This is a genomic window from Streptomyces sp. NPDC052020 (assembly GCF_040680575.1).
GTDB lineage: Bacteria > Actinomycetota > Actinomycetes > Streptomycetales > Streptomycetaceae > Streptomyces.
In genome coordinates, this window is sequence record NZ_JBFAWY010000044.1 from 34,331 (window position 1) to 52,522 (window position 18,192).

The following is an 18,192-nucleotide window of genomic DNA, read 5'->3' on the forward strand; positions in this document are numbered from 1 at the left end:
CGCCCCGCGCGAGGGAGGCGGCCGCCCCGCCCCCGCTGGGATCATGGTCCCCATGAAGCGTCTCCACCGGCTGCTGGAGCCGATGTCGCGCGCGGTCACCTACACCCGGTGGCTGCACCTGTTCCTGGGCGCGGTGGCCGCCGTGCTGGTCGGGGGGATCTTCCCGGGCCTCGAGGACCCCAGCGCGGGCATGTGGCTGCTGCTGCTCTTCCTGCCGCTCCCGCTCCTCGCGCTCGCCGCGCTCGTCCCCGGCACCCGGGTCGCCGAGACGGTGCAGGCACGGCTGCTGCTCTACCCCGGGCCGCGGGCACCAGGGGAGCATCCGGTGCCCACGATCGCCGGTTCGCCCTCGGCCTCGTGGACCGACCGGTGGCGCGTCTTCGTGTGGCTGACCCTGCGCCTGTGGCTCGGCTTCACGGTCACCGCCCTCACCTTCCACGGTGTCGTCCTGACGCTGGGCCTGGTGATGCCGTCGCTGTGGCCGCCGTTCGGGCCCGCTCCCATGCCGCTGCCCGGGCGATGGCAGTGGTGGTACCCGCTGCTGGCCCCGGTGACCGCCGCCGCGCTGGCCGCCCTCGTGCGGGGGTCCGGCGCCCTGATGGCCGGCCTCGCACCCCGGCTGCTGGGCCCCTCCCCGGCGGAACGGCTGGCGGAACTGGAAGAGCGCACCGAGCGGTTGCTGGAGCGCACCCGGCTCGCCCGCGAACTGCACGACACCATCGGGCACGCGCTCACCCTCGCCGTGGTGCAGGCGGGCGCGGCACGCGCGGCCGGGACACCGGAGTTCACCGAGCGGGCCCTGGCCGCCATCGAGGACACCGGGCGCGAGGCGCTGTCCGAACTGGACCGGGTGCTCCGGCTGTTGCGCGAGGACGCCGGCCCGGCGGCGCGGCGGCCCACGCTCGCGCACGCCGGGCGGCTGGTGGAATCGGCGCGCGGGGCCGGGGCCGAGGTGACCACCCGGATCACCGGGGACCTCGGCGCCGTACCCGGGCCGGTCTCCCGCGAGGGCTACCGCATGCTGCAGGAGTGCCTCACCAACGTGCTGCGGCACGCGGGCCCGGTGCCGGTCACCGTGCGCGTCGAAGCCCTCGGCGGCCGGCTGGAACTGGAGGTGCGCAACAAGCGGCCGGCCGGGTCCGGCGGCCACCGCGGCGGCGGCTCCGGGCTGCGCGGGCTGCGCGAGCGTGCCGTCCTGCTCGGCGGCGCGGCCGCCTACGGACCCCACGACGGGTTCTGGCGGGTGCACGTCACCCTGCCACTACAGTGACCGGCATGCCGATCACCGTCCTGCTCGTCGACGACGACGCGCTCGTACGCGCCGGGCTGCGCGCCATCCTGGAGGCACAGCCCGACATCGAGGTCGTCGGCGAGGCGGCGGACGGCGCGGCCGTCATCCCCCTGGTGGCGAAGACGAGGCCGGACGTCGTCGCCATGGACGTGCGCATGCCGCTGATGGACGGCATCGAGGCGACCCGGGCCGTGCTGCGGACGGTCCCCGACCCGCCGAGGATCCTCGTCATCACCACCTTCGAGGAGGACGAGTACGTCTACGGGGCGCTGCGCGCCGGCGCCGGCGGGTTCCTGCTCAAGCGCGCCCGGCCCGCCGAGATCGTGCACGCGGTGCGGATCGCCGCCGAGGGCGAGTCACTGCTCCTGCCGCCCGCCCTGCGCTCCCTGGCCGCCGCGCACGGCAACGAGCCGGCGCGGCGCGCACTGGCGAAGGCCGCGCTCACCGAACGCGAGGGCCAGGTGCTGCGGCTGGTCGCACGCGGCCTGACCAACGCGGAGATCGCCGCCGAACTGCACCTGGGCACCGAGACGGTGAAGACCCACGTGAGCGCGGTACTGGCCAAACTCGGCGCGCGCGACCGCGTCCAGGCCGTGATCACGGCGTACGAGTCGGGCTTCGTCACCGCGGGGGCGGACGAGCGGCGGTAGCGGCCCCACGGCCCCACCGGGCCCCCGGCCCCAACGGCCCCGCCGGGCCAGGGGACAGGCCCCCAGGGGCGCCCGGACGCCGGGGCGCCGGCGGTGCGGGATCCGGACACCTCCGGCGCGCCGCCCCCGCCCCGGCAGACCGGGGCGGGGGCGTCTGCGCGCGCCGGGAACACGGGCGACGGCCTCCGGCCCCGGCCCCGGGCGGCCGGCCGCGCCGCGGTGCGGTTCAGGTCAATTGATCAGCCTCCCCTTGACGATTGATTGACCATCTCTTTACCTTCGAGGGCGATGGGTGATCATCACAAACCCGTCCTTTCACGAGCAAACGCCCGGTCCCTTCCCTTTCAGGAGGTTTCGCCATGGAGCAGCTCATCAAACGCATGACGCAGGAGTCCGTGTGGCGCAAGTGGGTCGCCGCCAACTCCGCCCAGGCCGCGAAGGACGGGTGCATCAGCGCCACGCCCAAGAGCGGCTGTATCAGCGCCGCCCCCAAGAGCGGCTGCATCTCCTGACCCGCTGACATCCCCCTCGCGCGCCGGCGCGGCCGACGCCGCGCCGGCGCGCCCCGCCCGCTTCCTCGCCGCCGACCCCGCCCGGAGAGCCCGCGTGAGCCCCCAGCCCAGTGCCGACGTCCTGGACAAGGTGCGCGACATCCCGATCTACCGCCCCTCCCTCGAGCGCGGCCACTTCCCGATCCTGGAGAAACCCCAGATCGCCCAGGGCTTCCCCGACAACTGGATGACTCCCGCGCTGGCCCGCGCACTGGAGACGGGACAAGCCGAGTTCGTGCTGTCCACCGGCACCAACCACGCCCGTATGCAGCTCATCCGGCCGCCCTACTTCCTGCTCCGCTCCTACTACCGCCTGTGGAGCGAGCACCCCGACCTCGGCCCCTCGTGGCACGACGGCGCCCGGCGGGTCTCCCTGACCACCGCCCTGGCCACCGAGCACGTGACCCGGGTCAACGCCCGCAAGCCCGGCGCGACCCCCGGGGAACGCTGGCTCGACGACCGTACGCTGTACCTCAACCGCCGCCTGGACCCGGCCGGCTGGGACCGCGGCGAGGTCGAGCGCATGCTCGCCGAGATCCGCCGGGCGGCCGCGGCCCATCCCGGCGGCGCGTACCTGCTCGACTGCTCCGGCTACCACCTGGCGCACCTGGTCCGCAAAGTCTCCGCCTGGGACCTGTGGGACGGCTTCCCCCGCCCCGCCGGCATCGTCCACGCCTACGAATACACGCCGCTGAACGTCCGCGCCTACCTGCGCGCCCACTTCGACTGCCCCGTCATCGACCTCTTCGGCAGCACCGAACTCGGCTACCTCTTCTACAGCGACGCCGAAGGCCGCTACCGGCCCTACCTGGAGGACATGAGCGTGGAGCTGATCCCGGTGGAACCGGGCAGCGGCATCCACAGCCTCATCGTCACCAGCGTCCGCAACCCGTACATGCCGCTGGTCCGCTACCGGTCCGGCGACTGCGTCCGCACCCGCGACGGCAGCACCGACCCGGAGCGCATCGTCTCCTTCTGCGGACGGGAGAAGGAACTGCTGCCCACCCCCCGGGGCCCCGTCTCCCAGGCCGACCTCGACGCCCGAATCGCCGCCGTCTGCACCCGCGTCTTCCTCCACCAGCTGCGCCTGACCGGCGAAGACGCGTGCGAGCTGGCGTACACCACCTTCGACGACGTACCGCCGGCACCCGGCCTGGCGGCCGAACTGGCCGCGACCGTCAGCGCCCTGACCGGGCGCGCCTGCCAGGTGGAACACCGCACCGGCATCCCCATCGGCCGCTCCGGCAAATACGCCTGGCTGACCACCGCACCCGGCCCGTCCTGACCCCGCCCCGGCCGGCCCCGGGCACGACACCGGCCCGGCGCGCCCGGCGACGCCCCCCGACAGGAGCCCCATGCCCGCCTCCGCAGCCCACGCCCCCGCGGACACCGCCACCGGACCGGCGCCCACCGCCGAGGAACTGCTCGGCCCGGCCCTGTACGATGAAGTGGTACGGCACTTCACGGCCAAGCCCCACGCCCCGTCCGCGGCCGTCGTCCGCCACCAGGTCCGCGAGTGCCTGCGCTACCTCTACCTCGTCTCCCGCCACCCCGACCGGCTCGGCGGCCTCTTCCTCCCCGTCGAGCAGGACATCGACGAGATATGGCACTACCTCATCCTGCAGACCCGCCAGTACCGCGAACTGTGCGAACAGCGGCTGCCCGGCGGCCACTTCATCCACCACCGGAGCATCTCCTACGACACCTACCAGCAAGCCCCCGGCCGAAAGGCCGCCGCCGAACAGGCCCTGCGCTGGATCCCCCTCTACACGGCCGCGTTCGGGCCGTTCGACGCCGACGCCCTGCCGCACTGGACGATCGTGCGGTTCCTGCACGACGAACTCGGCCTGTCCCTGGGAGAGATAGCCGCCCTGGCCGGCGACGCGCAGACCCCCGGCGGCCCGGCGGCCACGGCGCGGGACCGCACATGACCCAGACGGCGCCGCCGGCCACGGCGGCGGACCTCCCCCCGGCACGGCGCCGCGCCCTGACGGTACTCGTCGTCTCCCAGGTGCTCGGCGGCGCCGGCATGGCGGCCGGCATCACGGTCGGCGCGCTGCTCGCCCAGGACCTGCTCGGCTCGACCGGCCTGGCCGGGCTGCCGGCCGCGCTGTTCACCATCGGCGCGGCCCTGGGAGCCGCCGTCCTCGGGCGCGTCTGCCAGCGCTTCGGGCGCCGCCCGGGTCTCGCGCTCGGCAACGGCATCGCCGCGCTGGGCAGCGCGGGCGTGGTCGCGGGAGCCGCCGCCCACCTGCCCCTCGTGGTGCTGGCCGCCCTCTTCGTCTACGGGGCGGGCACGGCCACGGGGCTGCTCGCGCGCTACGCGGGCGCCGAGCTCGCCCCGCCCGAGCGACGCGGCCGGGCCGCCGGAACCGTGCTGTTCGCCATGACACTGGGCGCGGTCGCGGGCCCCAACCTCGTCGGCCCCACCGGCACCCTCGCCCACACCTGGGGCATTCCACGCCTGGCGGGCCCCTTCCTGCTGGCGGCGGCCGCCTACACCGCCGCGGCCCTGGTGCTGCTGATGGGGCCGCGCCCCACCCCGCCGCCCCCGGCCCGGCCCGGACCACCCCGCGAGGCCGCCGCCGCGCCCGGCACCGGGCCCCGCGGCCCGCTGCGCGCCCGCCCCGGCCTCATCACCGGCGCCACCGTGATGATCACCGGGCAGCTGGTGATGATCGCCGTGATGACCATGACGCCCGTCCACATGAACGGCCACGGACACACCACGCAGGCGGTGGGCCTGGTCATCGCCCTGCACGTGGGCGCCATGTTCCTGCCGTCACCGCTGAGCGGCCTGCTCACCGACCGCCTCGGCGCGCGGCGGGTCGCCGCCGCGGCCGGCGCCGTCCTGCCGGGCGCCGGCCTGCTCGCGAGCCTCGCCCCGCCGGCCTCCGTCCCCCTGCTGGCCTGCGCGCTCGTCCTGCTCGGCATCGGCTGGAACCTGGCCCTGCTCAGCGGCACGGCCCTGATCACGGACGCCGCCCCCGCCGAGAACCGCGCCGCGGTACAGGGCCTGGCGGACGTGGGGATGTCCGTGGCGGGCGCGACAGGCGGCATGGCGTCGGGCCTGGTGGTGGGCAGCGGCGGCTACCCGGTCCTGGCGGCGGCCGCCGGGGCCCTCGCCCTCGCGGTGATCCCGGCGGTGGCGCTGCGCGGCGCACGCCGCTGACAGCCGGCCTCCCCGGCACCCCGCCGCGTCGTGTCAGGCCCACAGCTCGTCGCTGCCGCACACGCGCGCTCCCATGTTGCGTTCCATCATGCGCAGGGCGGCGTCCGCGAGGTCGGGGTGGATGTGGGCGACGGCGTCCCGGGGGACGACGACGTCGAAGTGGCGGATATGGGCGTCGAGGGACGAGTACAGCACGCACTGCTCGGTGACCTGACCGCACAGGACGAGCCGGTCGATCCCCTGCTGCCTGAGCAGGTACTCCAGCGGGGTGTCGAAGAAGATCGAGTGGCGGGCCTTGAGCACGAAGAGGGACGAGTCGTCCGGCCGCAGCGGCTCGACGAGGCCGGCGTGCGGCCCGGCGAGGGCCTTGTCGAGGAGTTCTCCGTGATGCGAGCGCCACTCACCGAAGTTGTCGTTGACGTAGATGACGGGGACATCCCGCTCCCGGGCCCGCCCGATGAGGCCGGTCAGGACGGGCACCACCCCGGCGGCCGAAGGAATCAGCAGCTCGGCGTCCTTGTGGTCGTACGTATTGATCATGTCGATGACGACGAGGGCGGTCTTGTTCATGCACCCCAGGGTTCCCCGCCCTCCGGGTTCCAGCGACCCGTGGCCCGGGCGCGGCCGCGCTGACCGGACGCGGCTCCCGGGACCGCCGGGGGCAGGCTCATGCGTCCTGGCGCCCCGGGGGCAGGAGCCCGCGGGCGGCGAGGGCGGGGGCGATGGCCGAGGCACTGCCCAGACGCAGCGGCGGGGCACCGGCGGCGCGGGCCCGGGCCAGGCGGGCCGCCCAGCGGCGCCGGTCCCGGTGATGGTGGGCCGGACCCGACCACAGGATCGAGTCCCGGGCCAGCAGGTGACGGAAGGTCTCACGGTTCCCCCCGAACAGCTCCTGCCCGGTGGCGGCCCGCCGCAATGAGCGGGCCACCAGGCGGGGCAGGCACACACGCAATGACAGGTCCAGCCATATCACCAGCTCGGCCCGCGCCAGCAGCGTCTCGGCGACCGCGCCGCCGAAGTTGCCGTCCGCGATCCACGCCTGGGCCGCCAGTGCCTCCCGCACCCGGATGTGGAACTCCGCGGCCGGGACCGGGGTCCAGGCCGGCCCCCAGAACAGGTCGTCCAGGCCGATGTGGGGCAGCCCGGTATGGGCCGCGACGGCGGCAGCCCAAGTGCTCTTGCCGGACGCGACCGGACCGACCAGGGCGATCCGCCGCGGCGGCGGGCTGGGTGACGTCACGGCACCCTCCAGGCGATGGCATGGGCGATTCGTGCGCGGCTGAGGTCATTATGCGGCCCGCCACGAGCCTCCACCCGGCCGCGACATGACTCGCGGTCACGGACCACGCGCGCCCGTTACGCCTGTGCCGCCCGCGACACCGATACGCCGCCGCCTTGGCCGCGCGCCGGGGCGGCCAAGGCGGCTCACGCGGCCGGGTCGACGAAGAACTCCTGGTCGGCCCGGCCCGCGCAGGCGGCCTGCACCGCTTCCGCGCCCGCCACCGTCTCACCGTTCACGATGCCCAGGCACAAGCTGCTGCCGGAGACCCGGAACCGGTAACCACCGAAGACGGGAGAATCGACTGGTTCCACGTGAAACTGCGTCGCCCTGGCGCAGTCGTCCCAGGGTTCGAGCATCCCGGGCACGGGCCCGCCGCTCATCACGGTGAGACAGCCGACACCGAACTCGGGGTGGTGCCACTGGATGCGGTACAGGCCGTTGCCCGCGGACTGGAGGTAGGTGCGCGGGGGCGTCGCCGTGGCGCAGGGGCGCTGCACGGCGACAGCGCTGCCGTACGCACCGCTGCGGGCACGCCCCTCGGTCAGGCACAGGCCCGGAGCGCCGACGGGGCGGATGGTCGACCAGCCCTCTGCCAGCCCCTTGAACTGGCCCTGGGCGAAGCCGGTACCGGGCTGCCGCTCGCAGTCCCACTGCCGCAGCGCCGCTCCGTCCGCGGTGGAGGAGTCCGTGACCTCCAGGCACTTGCGGGGGCTGGCGGTCAGCGGCTGGATGACGGCACCGCTGCCCGAACCCAGGTCCGCGAAGACGAAGCTCGCGCCGGTCTGGGTGCCGCAGGCGCCCTGCCGCACCGCCGCCCCGCTGGCCGGGCTGGAGTCCGCCACCTGGAGGCACTTGCCGCTGTACGCGCTGACGATGTTCACCGACCCGTTGCCCGCCGCGGACGGCCGGAGATACCACTGTGCCCCCGGCCGGCCCGCGCAGCGGTGCTGCCGTACGGCCTCGCCCTCCGCCAGCGTGCCGATCTCCAGGCACATGCCGCTGTGGGTGGAGATGATGTTGATCTCCTGGGCGACTGCCGCCCCGGCGGGGCGCGGCGCGGCGTGGGCGCCCGGCGCCGCGAAGAAGAGGGCGGCGGCGAAAGCGGCGGCGAACGCGTGGCGCAAAGGCAGACGGGATCTTCGCATGGACAGCTCCTTCAGGTGCGTACGGGCAGGACTGCGCACGGCACTGGTGCGCGGGAGGGCAGATGACCGCGGACCCGGTCCGCGGTGCGTGGCGCGTGGGTCAGCGTCGCGAGGCGGTCAGGGCTGGTGTCCGCGCCTGCTCGCCACCGTCGCCGGGGCTGCCGTGACCGATGGCCGTGCCGCTGCCGGGGCGCGGCCGCGGTGGCCGGTCACGGGTGCAACGCCTGCCAGGTGGCCGCGTCGACGATCCCGGTGACGGGCAGGCTGAACTGCTGCTGCACATGTTTGACGGAGGCCTCGGTGACCTCGTCGAAGACACCGTTCACCGAGACGTTGAGGTAACGGTAGACCTCGCTGAGGATGCACTGGAGGTGGCGTACCGCCTCTCCCGTGCTGCCCTTCAGCAGCGTCGGATGGCCGCCCAAGTACAGGCACAGCCGCCACTCGCCGGCGGCCGTGGCGACGGGTGCCTGAGACTGGGCCGCGGCGACGCCCGGGGCGGCACCGGCCAGAGCGACGGCAAGCAGGGCGGCGGCAGCGGCACGCCAAGACCCGGATCGGATGCGCATGGATGGTCTCCTCGTCAGTACCACGGACACCGGGGCAGATCCGCCGGGTAGGGATGGGCCGCGCCGGCGGGCACCTGCACCACCTCGGCGGGAACGGTCCCCCACCCTTTGATCCGGGGCATCTCGCCCACCTGATCGCCTTGGGTGTAGTACCAGACGGTGTTTCCCTGGGTGTCCTTCGGGCCGTTGGTGTAACAGGTGAACCAGGAGGGCGACAGGACGAGCCAGCCGGTGAGGGGAGCGTCGAACGCGGCCCTGGCGTAGACATCGGACGGCAGGTTGTCGCAGTACAGAGCCCTGCTGAAGACGTTGCCCACGGAGTCGCGCATGCTGAGCCCCTCGCGCATGCCGCACGTCGTGGCCGTCGCCGCGGCCTGGGCGGGCGAGGCGAGGACCGTGCCCGCCAGCAGCGCCCCGGCGGCCGCCGCGACGGCGGCCCTCCGGCGCCGCCCGGCGCCCGGTGTCGAGATGTGCATCTGTGGACCCTCTCCTCGTGTCGATGCCGGCGCCGCGGGGTGCGGCACCGCGCCTGGCCGCGTTGCCGACGGCTGCCACGGCTGCGCCATGGCGCCCCGCCCTCCTCCGCCTCGCGGCGCACGGCACCGGGCCACGCTCCCCGATCCGGCCTGATCCGAACGAAAGACCTCAGGACCAAGGGCACTTGGCGAGGCCCGTGGACTCCGGGGCGGGCGCCTTGACGGCGACGGCGGGCATGTAGCCCCATGCCTTCGTCACGGGCCGGGTCAGCACCTGGTCGCCCTGGGTGTAGTACCAGATATCGCTGCCGAGGTAGTCGCTGCCCCGCTTCCAGCACACGAACCAGCTCGGGGAGTACAGCATCCTGCCGACCACCGGACTGGTGGAACGCGACTGGATGCGCACGAAGCCCGGCTGGAGCTCGCACCACAGATCGCCGGTGAAGTCCATCCCGGTCCAGTCGCGGTGCTGCTCGGCGGGCCGCAGCCCGCACTCGGCCGTTTCGGCGGCGGAGGCGGCCGGTGCCACGGCGACCGCGCAGCACGCCAGAGCCGACGCCACCACCGACGCCGCGAGGCGGCGCGCCTCCCGCCGGAAGCCGTCGATCATCGTCCGTACTCCTCACTGCCGGGCCGGGACTGGACGGCCGTGCTGCCGCGATGGCAAGGGCCGGTGGAGCGGGCGCGGACCGTCAGGGCACCCGGCGGGCCGCCTTCGGCCGCCGGCGCGCTTCCGGGCCCGCGAGGGTACGGTGACAGGGAAAACTGACGCGGCGGTGACGTGGTACTGACGCCAGGCCGCAGCGGGACGGGACGCGGCGGCGGCCCAGCGCACCGCGCCGGCACCCCGCCCCGCAGACGCGGCGCGCCACCCCGGCGGCAGACCGCGGCGCCCCCGGCGGGCCCTGGACGGCGCCTTGCCGGACGGCTCCGCGGGCCGCCGGCTTCCGCACTATCGTGCCCATGTGACCCAAGCCGCTGTAGAGGAAGCCCAGGAGCCGCGTGCCGTCGTCGCCTTGACGGACGTGGCGGTCCATCGCCGCACCACGGGACAGGAGACCGTCCTCGACGGCGTCAACTGGACCGTCCGGCCCGGTGAGCACTGGGCGCTCCTCGGTCCCAACGGAGCCGGCAAGACCACCCTGCTCCGGCTCGTCGGAGCGGTCATGTACCCCACGGCCGGCACGGTCGAGGTTCTCGGCCACCGCCTCGGCCGGGTCGACATGCGCGAGCTGCGCGCACGCATCGGCCTGGTCTCCGCCGCCCAGGAAGTCCCGCTGGACGCCACCGCCCACACCGTCGTCCTCACCGGGGCGACCGGGACCGTGCAGCCGCTGTGGGGGAGGTACGACACCGCCACTCGCGAGCGCGCCCACGCCCTGCTCGGCGAGCTGGGGTGCAAGGAGCTCGCCGACCGCCGTTTCGGCGACTGCTCCGGCGGCCAGCGCGCCCGCGTCCTGATCAGCCGTGCTCTGATGGCCGATCCGTCGCTGCTCCTGCTCGACGAGCCGTTCAACGCCCTCGACCTGCCCTCGCGCGAGGACCTCGTGGACGCGCTGCACCGGCTGGCAGCCGGCCGGGGCGACCTCGCCACCGTCACGGTCACCCACCACCTGGAGGAGCTCCCGCCCAGCACCACGCACGCCTTCCTGCTCAAAGAAGGCCGCACGCTGGCATCCGGCCCGGTCGGCCACGTCCTCACACCGGACAACATGACGTCCTGCTTCGGGCGTCCCGTTCACGTCGCCCGCCACGACGGCCGTTGGTACGCCCGCTCGGGCCGCTAGTGCCGCGGCGGGCAGCGTTCGCCGCCGCGGCGCCCGGCACGCTCTCCCAGGCTCTTCGAGCAGGGGCCCCCGCTCGCCGCACCGGCCGAAAGCCCGAGTACGTCCGGTACGAGGGCTTCCGGCCGGCACTCCCCCCGGCCTTCGGCCGGGGGCCCCAGAGCACGCACCGGACGCCGCTCCTTGATGGGCAGACGTTGCCTGCCTGCGGCACTAGGTGTATCGCCCTGTGACCGGGCCGTTCAGTCGTCCGTGCCGTCGGTGCGGGAGCGCCGGGCGGCGCGGTGCCGCAGGCACAGCGGCAGCACGTACCAGCACAGGGCGAACCACAGCATGACCCCGCCGACGAGCACTTCGGCCAGGACGCCCGGAATCACCACACGCAGGATGAGCAGGAGTGTGCAGCCGATGGTCAGCGCGAGGAAGACCATGCCGCACATCATCAGGCGGCAGGCGGCCTCCACCACCTCGTCCTTCATGCGCTGACCGGACAGGAAGCGGTGGAGGGAGACGGGCGCTATGAGCGATCCCGTGGCCGCCGCGCCGAGCACCACGGTGGTGACGTAGACGACACGGTCGAACGTCTCCAACTCCCGGAACAGCGGGGTGAAAGCGACACTGAGCAGGAACCCGAAGAGGATCTGCACGCCCGTCTGGGTGACCCGTGTCTCTTGCAGGACCTCGTTCCAGCGGCGGTTGACCCGTTCACGCGCCGTCTCCGGCGCTTCGTCACCGGGTCCCCGGTCGTGGTCGTGGTGGTGCGTGCAGCAGGCGGTGTCTTCCTTCGTCAGCTCGGCCGGCCGCTCCGTCATGGTCATGGCTTCCTCCGAATCCCAGGGAGAGCACGTGCCCCGCTCGCGCCCTTTCCATGCGGGTACCGGCCCCGGGTACCCGGGGCCGGTCCGGGGCGGTGGTCCGGTACGCCGACGGCTCCCCCCTGCGAACCAGGGCGGGAGCCGTTCAGAGGCGTCCGGACGCGCACGGCGCCGGCGGGTTACGCGTGCCGGTGCGTGTGCCGGTGCGCGTGCCGGTTGCCGGCGATGAGGCGGTACAGGGCGAGCAGGATGAGGGAGCCGACGATGGCGGCGATCCAGGTGGAGAGTTCGAAGAACCCGTCCACGGAGTCGACGCCGAAGATCACCTTGCCGAGCCACCCGCCGAGCAGGCCGCCGGCGATGCCGATGAGCATGGTGATGATGATGCCGCCGGGGTCCTTGCCCGGCATGAGGGCCTTGGCGATGGCACCGGCGAGCAGGCCGATGATGATCCAGGCGATGATGCCCATGGTGCGTCTCCGTCTCGTCGTCCAACGGTTGTCTCAGCTCACCGTCTATACCGTCCAGGCCCGAACAAACGTCCCTTTTCAATCGCAATTCTTACGGGCCCGTCCCGGCCGCGTCGCGCCACCGGTCCGCCGCGGTTGTCTCGCCTACTTCGGGCCGCGGTTGAACAACGCCTGCGACCAGCGGTGGCCGAGCACGGTCAGGACCAGGCACCAGGCGATCTCGGTGCCCAGCAGCAGGCCGCGCAGGGTCTCGATGGCCGGGGTGAACGGCTGGTACTCGGCGATCGGCTGGAACCAGCCCGGCATCGTGCCGGCCGGGATGAAGGCGCTCGAGACGAGCGGGAGGAGGACCAGCGGCATGGCCAGGTTGCCGGCCGCCTCGGGGTTGGGGACGGCCATGCCCATCCCGACCGCGATCCAGGTGAGCGCCAGGGCGAACAGCGTGAGCAGCCCGACGGCCGCCATCCACTCCACGGCTGTGGCGTCGGCGGAGCGGAAGCCGATGGCCGCGGCGACGGCGCCGACCAGGGCCACGCCGGCGAGCACTCGCAGGACGCTGCCCACGACGTGCCCGACGAGCAGCGAACCCCGGTAGATCGCCATCGTCCGGAAGCGGGCGGTGAGGCCCTGGGTCATGTCCATGGAGACGGACACCGCGGCCCCGATCACGGTGCTGCCGATGGTCAGCACCAGCAGGCCCGGGACGAGGTAGGCGATGTAGCCGGAGCGGTCCGCGCCGCCGCCGATGCCCGCGCTCATCACGTCACCGAAGACGTAGACGAAGAGCAGCAGCATCATGATCGGCGTGAGCAGCAGATTCAGCGTCATCGACGGGTAGCGCCGCACATGCAGCAGGTTGCGCCGCACCATCGTGGACGAGTCGCGCACGGCCAGGGCGAGGGAGCTCATCGGACGGCCTCCTCGGCCTGGCCGGAGACGTTGGCGCCGCCGGTCAGGGCGAAGAACACGTCGTCCAGGTCGGGGGTGTGGACGGTCAGTTCGTCGGCCTCGATGCCGGCCAAGTCCAGCCGGTCGAGGAGGGAGCGCAGTTCGCGCTGGCTGCCGCCGCTGGGGATCCGCAACGTGAGGGATGCGTCGTCGCGCGTCACCTCGCGCAGCGCGGTGGCGGCGCTCTGGTAGGCGCCCGGGTCGGTGAAACGGAGCCGGACGTGTCCGCCGGGCACGAGCCGCTTGAGTTCCTCGGCGGTGCCCTCGGCGGCGATCTTGCCGTTGTCCAGCACCGCGATGCGGTCGGCGAGTTCGTCGGCCTCCTCCAGGTACTGGGTGGTGAGGAAGACGGTGACACCGTCGGAGACCAGCTCGCGGATGATCTGCCACATGGTGTGGCGCGAGCGCGGGTCGAGGCCGGTGGCCGGCTCGTCGAGGAAGATGATCCGCGGGTTGCCGACCAGGGTCATGGCGATGTCGAGGCGGCGCTTCATGCCGCCGGAGTAGGTGGTGGCGGGCTTCTTGGCGGCCTCCAGCAGGCCGAAGCGCTCCAGGAGTTCGGCGGTCACCCGGCTCCTCTCCTGCTTGGAGAGGTGGTGCAGGCCGGCCATGAGGAGCATGTTCTCCTCGCCGGTGATCAGGGCGTCGACGGCGGAGAACTGCCCGGTCACACCGATCGCGGCCCGCACCCCGCCGGGCGATGCCGCGATGTCGTGGCCCGCGACCCGGGCCTCGCCGCCGTCGGGGGGATGAGGGTGGACAGGATCTGCACGGCGGTGGTCTTCCCGGCGCCGTTGGGACCGAGCAGCGCGAAGACCGAACCGGCCGGGACGCGCAGATCGATGCCGTCGAGGACGGTCTTGCCGCCGTAGGACTTGCGCAGACCCGCGGCGCAGATGGCGGCGGGCGACTGCGGATCACCGTTCCGCCGTGATGCGGGCATGACAGATAAAGGCATGAGTCCTCCCATGCGGAGTCTGAACTGACGGGCGGGAAAGGCGAGTCGGGGAGCAGGAGAGGCAGGGGGGAGAGAGAGGAAGGAAGAAAGGGGGAGCGGGGCGGAGCCGGGCGGTGGTGCCGGCCCGCGGGTCACCCGGTGTGTGCCACCGGCCGCCTCGGTGCGGCCGGGGACCGCGCTGTGCCGGCCGGTGAACGGCCTGGGCGCGGTCCGCCCGGCCGGGGGCGTATGCGTCCGGGGTCCGTGGATTCTCCCCGTCCGCCGGAACGGGCCGAGAGCCCGTGGCCGCCGTCCTTCCGGCCGGCAGCCCGGCGCCGTGGCCCCGGAGGGCGTACGGCGCCGTGGCGGTGTCACTCGCAGTACACCCGCACCTTGGCTTCGGGGTCGTCGACGTCGACGGTGACCTCGTCGAGATGATCGACGAGGTCCTCCAGGTGCTGCGGCTTGAGCTCGCCGAGGTCGATGGGCACCCCCGACCTGTTCAGCTCCTCGTTGACCTTGGCCAGGGCCCGCGGCGGGAGGAGGCTCGCGAGCCGGACCCCGGCGCGCAGCAGCTGGAGCGGGATCCGGATGTTGACCCGGCTCGCCCCGTCCCCGCCGGCGCTGGAGCCGTCCGCCGCGTCCACCACCACGCGCAGGTACTTGGGGCGGGTCTTCGGGCGGGGCGCGGCTCCCGGCGGGGGCTCGGACTGCTCGCGGTCGAGAGCGTCGATCAGCCGCTCGGCCTCCTCGGCGGTGATCTTGCCTTCGGACAGCATCCGCAGGACCTGCCGGCGCTGCTCGTTCATGTCGCTCTTCCTCTCCGGGTCATCTGACGCTTATCTGGAAGACCGCGCGGTCGTCCTCGATCTCGAACCGGGTGCCGGGCAGCGCCCACAGCAGCCGCCCGGTGCCGCGCAGCGCGCCCATCGGGCTGATCCGGGCGGCCAGGCAGGCGACCACTCCGGCCGGCACGGCGAGCAGCAGCAGCGGTGACAGCACCAGCAGGACCGGCACGACAGGGACGGACAGGCGCCGCTTGCGGCCGCCGGCGCGGCGATAGCGCACCGTCACCAGTTGCGGGACCATCAGGAGCCCTCCAGCTCCGCCAGCGCCTCCTGAGCGCTGATCTCCCCGCGCCGCAGGCGGTCGACGACATCGGCGGCGCCGGTGGGCGCCGGGTCGGTGTCGACGAAGTCGACGTGCTCGGCGATGCGCTTCAGGCGGGACTTGACCGTCGGGTAGCTCACCCCGAAGATCCGCTCCATCTCCTTGATCGAACCGTGCGACCGGACGAACGCGGCGACGAACACCTGGTCGTCGAAGCTGAGTTGAGCCAGCTTCGGCGGAACGAACTGTCCCTCGATCGCGACCCCGCTGCCGACGAGACGGACTCGCTCGACCGTGAACGGCTGTCCCTGCGTCAGGTCCGTCAGCTCCTGCCAGTCCACCTTCGGCTCCCTCACTCTCGACAACGAGCCCGCCACTCATTTGTATCTTGAGTTTTTTAAGAACAGAACGTGTGCACCTTAACTTTTTCAATTTCGACTTTGAAGAGTGGCAAGGCGCACTACCGCCCGTGAGACCGGACGAGTCTCCACCCCGCCTGCGCCAGGCAGGGGCCCGGCCCTCCCCAGATCACCGCGATCACGATGTCGACGGACTCGGCCGCCGGTCGTACGACACCCCCCCTTTTGGCCGAGACACCCGCCCCGCGGCGTGTGCCGCGAAACCGGAGGTGCCGCATCAGGCCCTCACCGGAGCCTTAGGGTCACGGCAGAGAACGCAGCGGCGGATGCTGTGCCGTTATCCCCGGCGGCTGGAGCAGGGGAGGGGGTTCGGGGCCGGGGTCCTCGGCGTCGACGACGCCCAGGGACAAAGGGTCGAAACCGGCCGGCCAGCGCGTACGGTCACTGGCCAGGGCGCCGGCCAGGCGTGCCTGCGTGAGATCGGCCGTGCTGAAGTCGGCGCCCCGCAAGTCGGCCAGGCGCAGGTCGGCACGGCGGAACACGGCGCCCCTGGCGTCGCCCTTGCGCAGGTTCGCCTCACGCAGGTCGGCCTCCGTGAGATCGGCGTCACGCAGGTCGGCCGCCACCAGCCGCGCACCCCGCAGGTCGGCCAGGGCGCAGCGGGCCCGGCGCAGGACCGCGGTCTTGAAATCGGCGTACCGCAGGTTGACGGAGACGAGGGACGCCTGGGTCAGGTTGGCGTGATAGAAGCCCGCGGCCTCCATGCAGGCGCGGTCGAGGTTGACCTCGGGCAGCACCAGCCCGTCGCAGTCAGCGCGGCGCAGATCGGTGGCGCTGAGGTTGACCCAGCGCTGCTCGCGACGCTCGCAGAGCATGCCGAGGCCGGTCAGTGCCACTTGGGCATCGGGGACACGAACTTCCAACGGGGCGATGTCGTTGATGGGCACGTCCGCCGCCGGCGCATCCGGCCCGACAGGCGGCCATGGCAGATGCGTACGCAGGTACGCGGCCTGGAGGGAGATGACGGCCTCGCGGTCACGCGGCGAGTGCTCCGCGATGCGCAGCAGAGCGTGGAAGCCACCGATACGCACATCCGGCGTGTCACTGCCAAGTTGATCGACCGCCCGGCTGAAGCGGTCGGTGATGTGTCCCTCCTGGGTGAGCCGCAGGCCCTCCTGGCTGACCCGCAACTGCCGCCAGGTGGCGTACGCGCCGATGAGCACCACCAAACCGCCGATCACCTGGAGCAACGCGGTACGGACATCGTTCACCGCCTTCAACCGGTCCTGCGGAGCGACGCTCACCCCGGCCAGATCGCGGTCGACCACGACACCCGGCAGCACGACGAACACCACCCCCAGTACGGCCAGCCCCGCCACCCCGCCGACCAGCGCCCCGACCACACGACGCCCGACCAGCCGCTCCCGCCACGGCCACCTGCCCTGACCTGGTTCCCCCGTCCGCATGGACACGGGAGCCTAGGCCGTCTCCGCGAAAACGATCAAGCCACACCGAACAGGGCCGACGACTGCCCGCCAGCACCACCCGCCGCAGCCTCGCGGGTGAGATCCTGCCCGTCAGCCCCTGGCAGACCATGGCCTTCTTGAGGACCTGATACCTGGTCACCCCCCTCAGCATCAGGTTCTGTGCCGCCGAGAGCGACGACGGGACGGCCACGCCTGTCTGGCTCTCACAAGCAGTGGCCGCGATCCGGGACGCCGGTCCCGATGGTCTGAAGCTCAGCCAGACCGCTGAACTTGTCGGTCGTGATCGGAAGACCGTTCGGCTGGGCCTCCGCGATGCCGTGCACTCGACAACGAGGGCTGCGATGCCGGTGTCCGCGACGGTTGTTAATCGGCGGAAGAAGGAGCGGGAGCGGTCCGTGTAATTCGGAATGCCACAGGGCGGCCCCGGAACAGAATCCGTTCCGGGGCCGCCCTGTGTTTACAGCCGGGATCCGAAAGGCTGTCAGTGGGTTACAGAGCCCGCCGAGCCGCCCCGCACGGGAGTCGGCCACCCCGGCGCGGCGCCTCAAACGCCCCGCACTGACCCGATCTGATGCCCGGGCGGTGTCGTTCACGGCCAGGATCACGCCTGCGGCGGGTGCACTCGCAGGTCAGAGCGCTGCGCCCCCTCGTTCCTCCCTTTGCGCCCGCACGGCCTGGGGAGGGCCGCGAGTGCTGTGTGCCGCGCCCGTGTTCCGGGCGTTGACGGGCCCGTGAACGCCCGCAGGGGGGCTGTGGTTCCAGACTCTACACAGCGCTCAAAACGATGCACGGGATGTGGCCTCGATCCGCCATCGGTACATGTACATCACCTCTTGTAGCCGTCCCGGCAGTTGACCACCCACCCCGCCCCCCTCCCTCGTAACCAGCCAGACCCCGAAGGGGCCCCGGTCCGGGAGCGGAGCGGACGGACCGTCACCCGCCCCCGCAGCGCAGCGGAGGGGGCGGGCCCAAACCCCAGAACCCCAGACGCTACACAAGATGCCTGATGATGCACAGGGCGAGGAGAGGCCGGCGCCGCGCAGCGGCCCGGCCACTGGCCGCGCGACCCGCGGCCGCGCAGAAGGAGTCAGTGTTGAGCACCCGTTCCTCTCGCAGACCCGCCCCCCACTTCACGTCCCACCGCGG

At 72.9% G+C, this 18,192-nt stretch carries 20 protein-coding genes and 1 pseudogene; 7 read left to right on the forward strand and 14 right to left on the reverse strand.

Features of this window, described 5'->3' with window-relative positions; genetic code table 11:
- Positions 1-52 precede the first annotated feature (52 nt).
- The 6 genes from AB0L74_RS30625 (at position 53) to AB0L74_RS30650 (ending at position 5,664) form a co-directional block, all read left to right on the forward strand.
- On the forward strand, positions 53-1,270 hold the full coding sequence (locus tag AB0L74_RS30625) for a histidine kinase (RefSeq protein ID WP_365659500.1): 1,218 nt from the start codon (positions 53-55) through the stop codon (positions 1,268-1,270).
- A 5-nt stretch (positions 1,271-1,275) separates the two neighbouring features.
- The gene (locus AB0L74_RS30630) at positions 1,276-1,941 is read left to right on the forward strand and encodes a response regulator transcription factor (RefSeq protein WP_365659503.1); all 666 of its coding nucleotides are present in this window, start codon (positions 1,276-1,278) and stop codon (positions 1,939-1,941) included.
- A gap of 359 nt (positions 1,942-2,300) precedes the next feature.
- Positions 2,301-2,453, forward strand: a complete 153-nt coding sequence (locus AB0L74_RS30635; RefSeq protein WP_365659506.1) for a hypothetical protein — start codon at positions 2,301-2,303, stop codon at positions 2,451-2,453.
- A gap of 94 nt (positions 2,454-2,547) precedes the next feature.
- The gene (locus AB0L74_RS30640; protein ID WP_365659509.1) at positions 2,548-3,777 is read left to right on the forward strand and encodes a hypothetical protein; all 1,230 of its coding nucleotides are present in this window, start codon (positions 2,548-2,550) and stop codon (positions 3,775-3,777) included.
- 70 nt (positions 3,778-3,847) lie between these two features.
- Entirely contained in the window at positions 3,848-4,423 is a 576-nt protein-coding gene (locus tag AB0L74_RS30645; protein ID WP_365659511.1) for a hypothetical protein, read from the forward strand.
- Positions 4,420-5,664 carry an MFS transporter gene (locus AB0L74_RS30650; RefSeq protein WP_365659514.1) on the forward strand — a complete coding sequence of 415 codons (1,245 nt, stop codon included), beginning with the start codon at positions 4,420-4,422 and terminating at the stop codon, positions 5,662-5,664. Before AB0L74_RS30645 ends, AB0L74_RS30650 begins: the two co-directional genes overlap by 4 nt.
- Before the next feature lie 33 nt (positions 5,665-5,697).
- On the opposite strand, the gene AB0L74_RS30655 is transcribed toward AB0L74_RS30650, so the two are convergent.
- The 6 genes from AB0L74_RS30655 to AB0L74_RS30680 all read right to left on the reverse strand — a co-directional run bounded on the left by AB0L74_RS30655 (position 5,698) and on the right by AB0L74_RS30680 (position 9,746).
- Complete coding sequence (locus AB0L74_RS30655) at positions 5,698-6,234, reverse strand: isochorismatase family cysteine hydrolase (protein WP_365659517.1); 537 nt, start codon at positions 6,232-6,234, stop codon at positions 5,698-5,700.
- A 97-nt stretch (positions 6,235-6,331) separates the two neighbouring features.
- Positions 6,332-6,904, reverse strand: a complete 573-nt coding sequence (locus AB0L74_RS30660; RefSeq protein ID WP_365659519.1) for a hypothetical protein — start codon at positions 6,902-6,904, stop codon at positions 6,332-6,334.
- Positions 6,905-7,089: 185 nt separating this feature from the next.
- Entirely contained in the window at positions 7,090-8,091 is a 1,002-nt protein-coding gene (locus AB0L74_RS30665; RefSeq protein WP_365659522.1) for an RICIN domain-containing protein, read from the reverse strand.
- A gap of 209 nt (positions 8,092-8,300) precedes the next feature.
- A complete protein-coding gene (locus AB0L74_RS30670) occupies positions 8,301-8,660 on the reverse strand; it encodes a peptidoglycan-binding domain-containing protein (RefSeq protein WP_365659525.1) in 360 nt (119 codons plus the stop codon).
- A gap of 14 nt (positions 8,661-8,674) precedes the next feature.
- Positions 8,675-9,136 (reverse strand): hypothetical protein, encoded by a 462-nt coding sequence (locus tag AB0L74_RS30675; protein WP_365659528.1) that lies wholly within the window; start codon positions 9,134-9,136, stop codon positions 8,675-8,677.
- Positions 9,137-9,305: 169 nt separating this feature from the next.
- Positions 9,306-9,746: a hypothetical protein gene (locus AB0L74_RS30680; protein ID WP_365659530.1), complete on the reverse strand. Its 441-nt coding sequence runs from the start codon at positions 9,744-9,746 to the stop codon at positions 9,306-9,308.
- A gap of 355 nt (positions 9,747-10,101) precedes the next feature.
- On the opposite strand from AB0L74_RS30680, the gene AB0L74_RS30685 reads away from it, so the two are divergent.
- Positions 10,102-10,923: an ATP-binding cassette domain-containing protein gene (locus AB0L74_RS30685; RefSeq protein ID WP_365659533.1), complete on the forward strand. Its 822-nt coding sequence runs from the start codon at positions 10,102-10,104 to the stop codon at positions 10,921-10,923.
- A gap of 239 nt (positions 10,924-11,162) precedes the next feature.
- On the opposite strand, the gene AB0L74_RS30690 is transcribed toward AB0L74_RS30685, so the two are convergent.
- The 8 genes and pseudogenes from AB0L74_RS30690 to AB0L74_RS30725 all read right to left on the reverse strand — a co-directional run bounded on the left by AB0L74_RS30690 (position 11,163) and on the right by AB0L74_RS30725 (position 16,911).
- On the reverse strand, positions 11,163-11,738 hold the full coding sequence (locus AB0L74_RS30690) for a DUF6328 family protein (protein ID WP_365659536.1): 576 nt from the start codon (positions 11,736-11,738) through the stop codon (positions 11,163-11,165).
- Positions 11,739-11,914: 176 nt separating this feature from the next.
- The gene (locus AB0L74_RS30695) at positions 11,915-12,205 is read right to left on the reverse strand and encodes a GlsB/YeaQ/YmgE family stress response membrane protein (protein WP_365659539.1); all 291 of its coding nucleotides are present in this window, start codon (positions 12,203-12,205) and stop codon (positions 11,915-11,917) included.
- A gap of 144 nt (positions 12,206-12,349) precedes the next feature.
- A complete protein-coding gene (locus AB0L74_RS30700) occupies positions 12,350-13,114 on the reverse strand; it encodes an ABC transporter permease (RefSeq protein ID WP_365659542.1) in 765 nt (254 codons plus the stop codon).
- A pseudogene (locus AB0L74_RS30705) lies at positions 13,111-14,096 on the reverse strand (ATP-binding cassette domain-containing protein). The gene AB0L74_RS30700 and the pseudogene AB0L74_RS30705 overlap by 4 nt, the downstream one beginning before the upstream one ends.
- A 365-nt stretch (positions 14,097-14,461) precedes the next feature.
- The gene (locus AB0L74_RS30710) at positions 14,462-14,899 is read right to left on the reverse strand and encodes a hypothetical protein (protein ID WP_365659545.1); all 438 of its coding nucleotides are present in this window, start codon (positions 14,897-14,899) and stop codon (positions 14,462-14,464) included.
- A 19-nt stretch (positions 14,900-14,918) separates the two neighbouring features.
- Positions 14,919-15,179: a hypothetical protein gene (locus AB0L74_RS30715; protein ID WP_365659547.1), complete on the reverse strand. Its 261-nt coding sequence runs from the start codon at positions 15,177-15,179 to the stop codon at positions 14,919-14,921.
- Entirely contained in the window at positions 15,179-15,541 is a 363-nt protein-coding gene (locus tag AB0L74_RS30720; protein WP_365659550.1) for a DUF2089 domain-containing protein, read from the reverse strand. The genes AB0L74_RS30715 and AB0L74_RS30720 overlap by 1 nt, the downstream gene beginning before the upstream one ends.
- Before the next feature lie 320 nt (positions 15,542-15,861).
- Positions 15,862-16,911: a pentapeptide repeat-containing protein gene (locus AB0L74_RS30725; RefSeq protein WP_365659552.1), complete on the reverse strand. Its 1,050-nt coding sequence runs from the start codon at positions 16,909-16,911 to the stop codon at positions 15,862-15,864.
- Positions 16,912-18,192 lie beyond the last annotated feature (1,281 nt).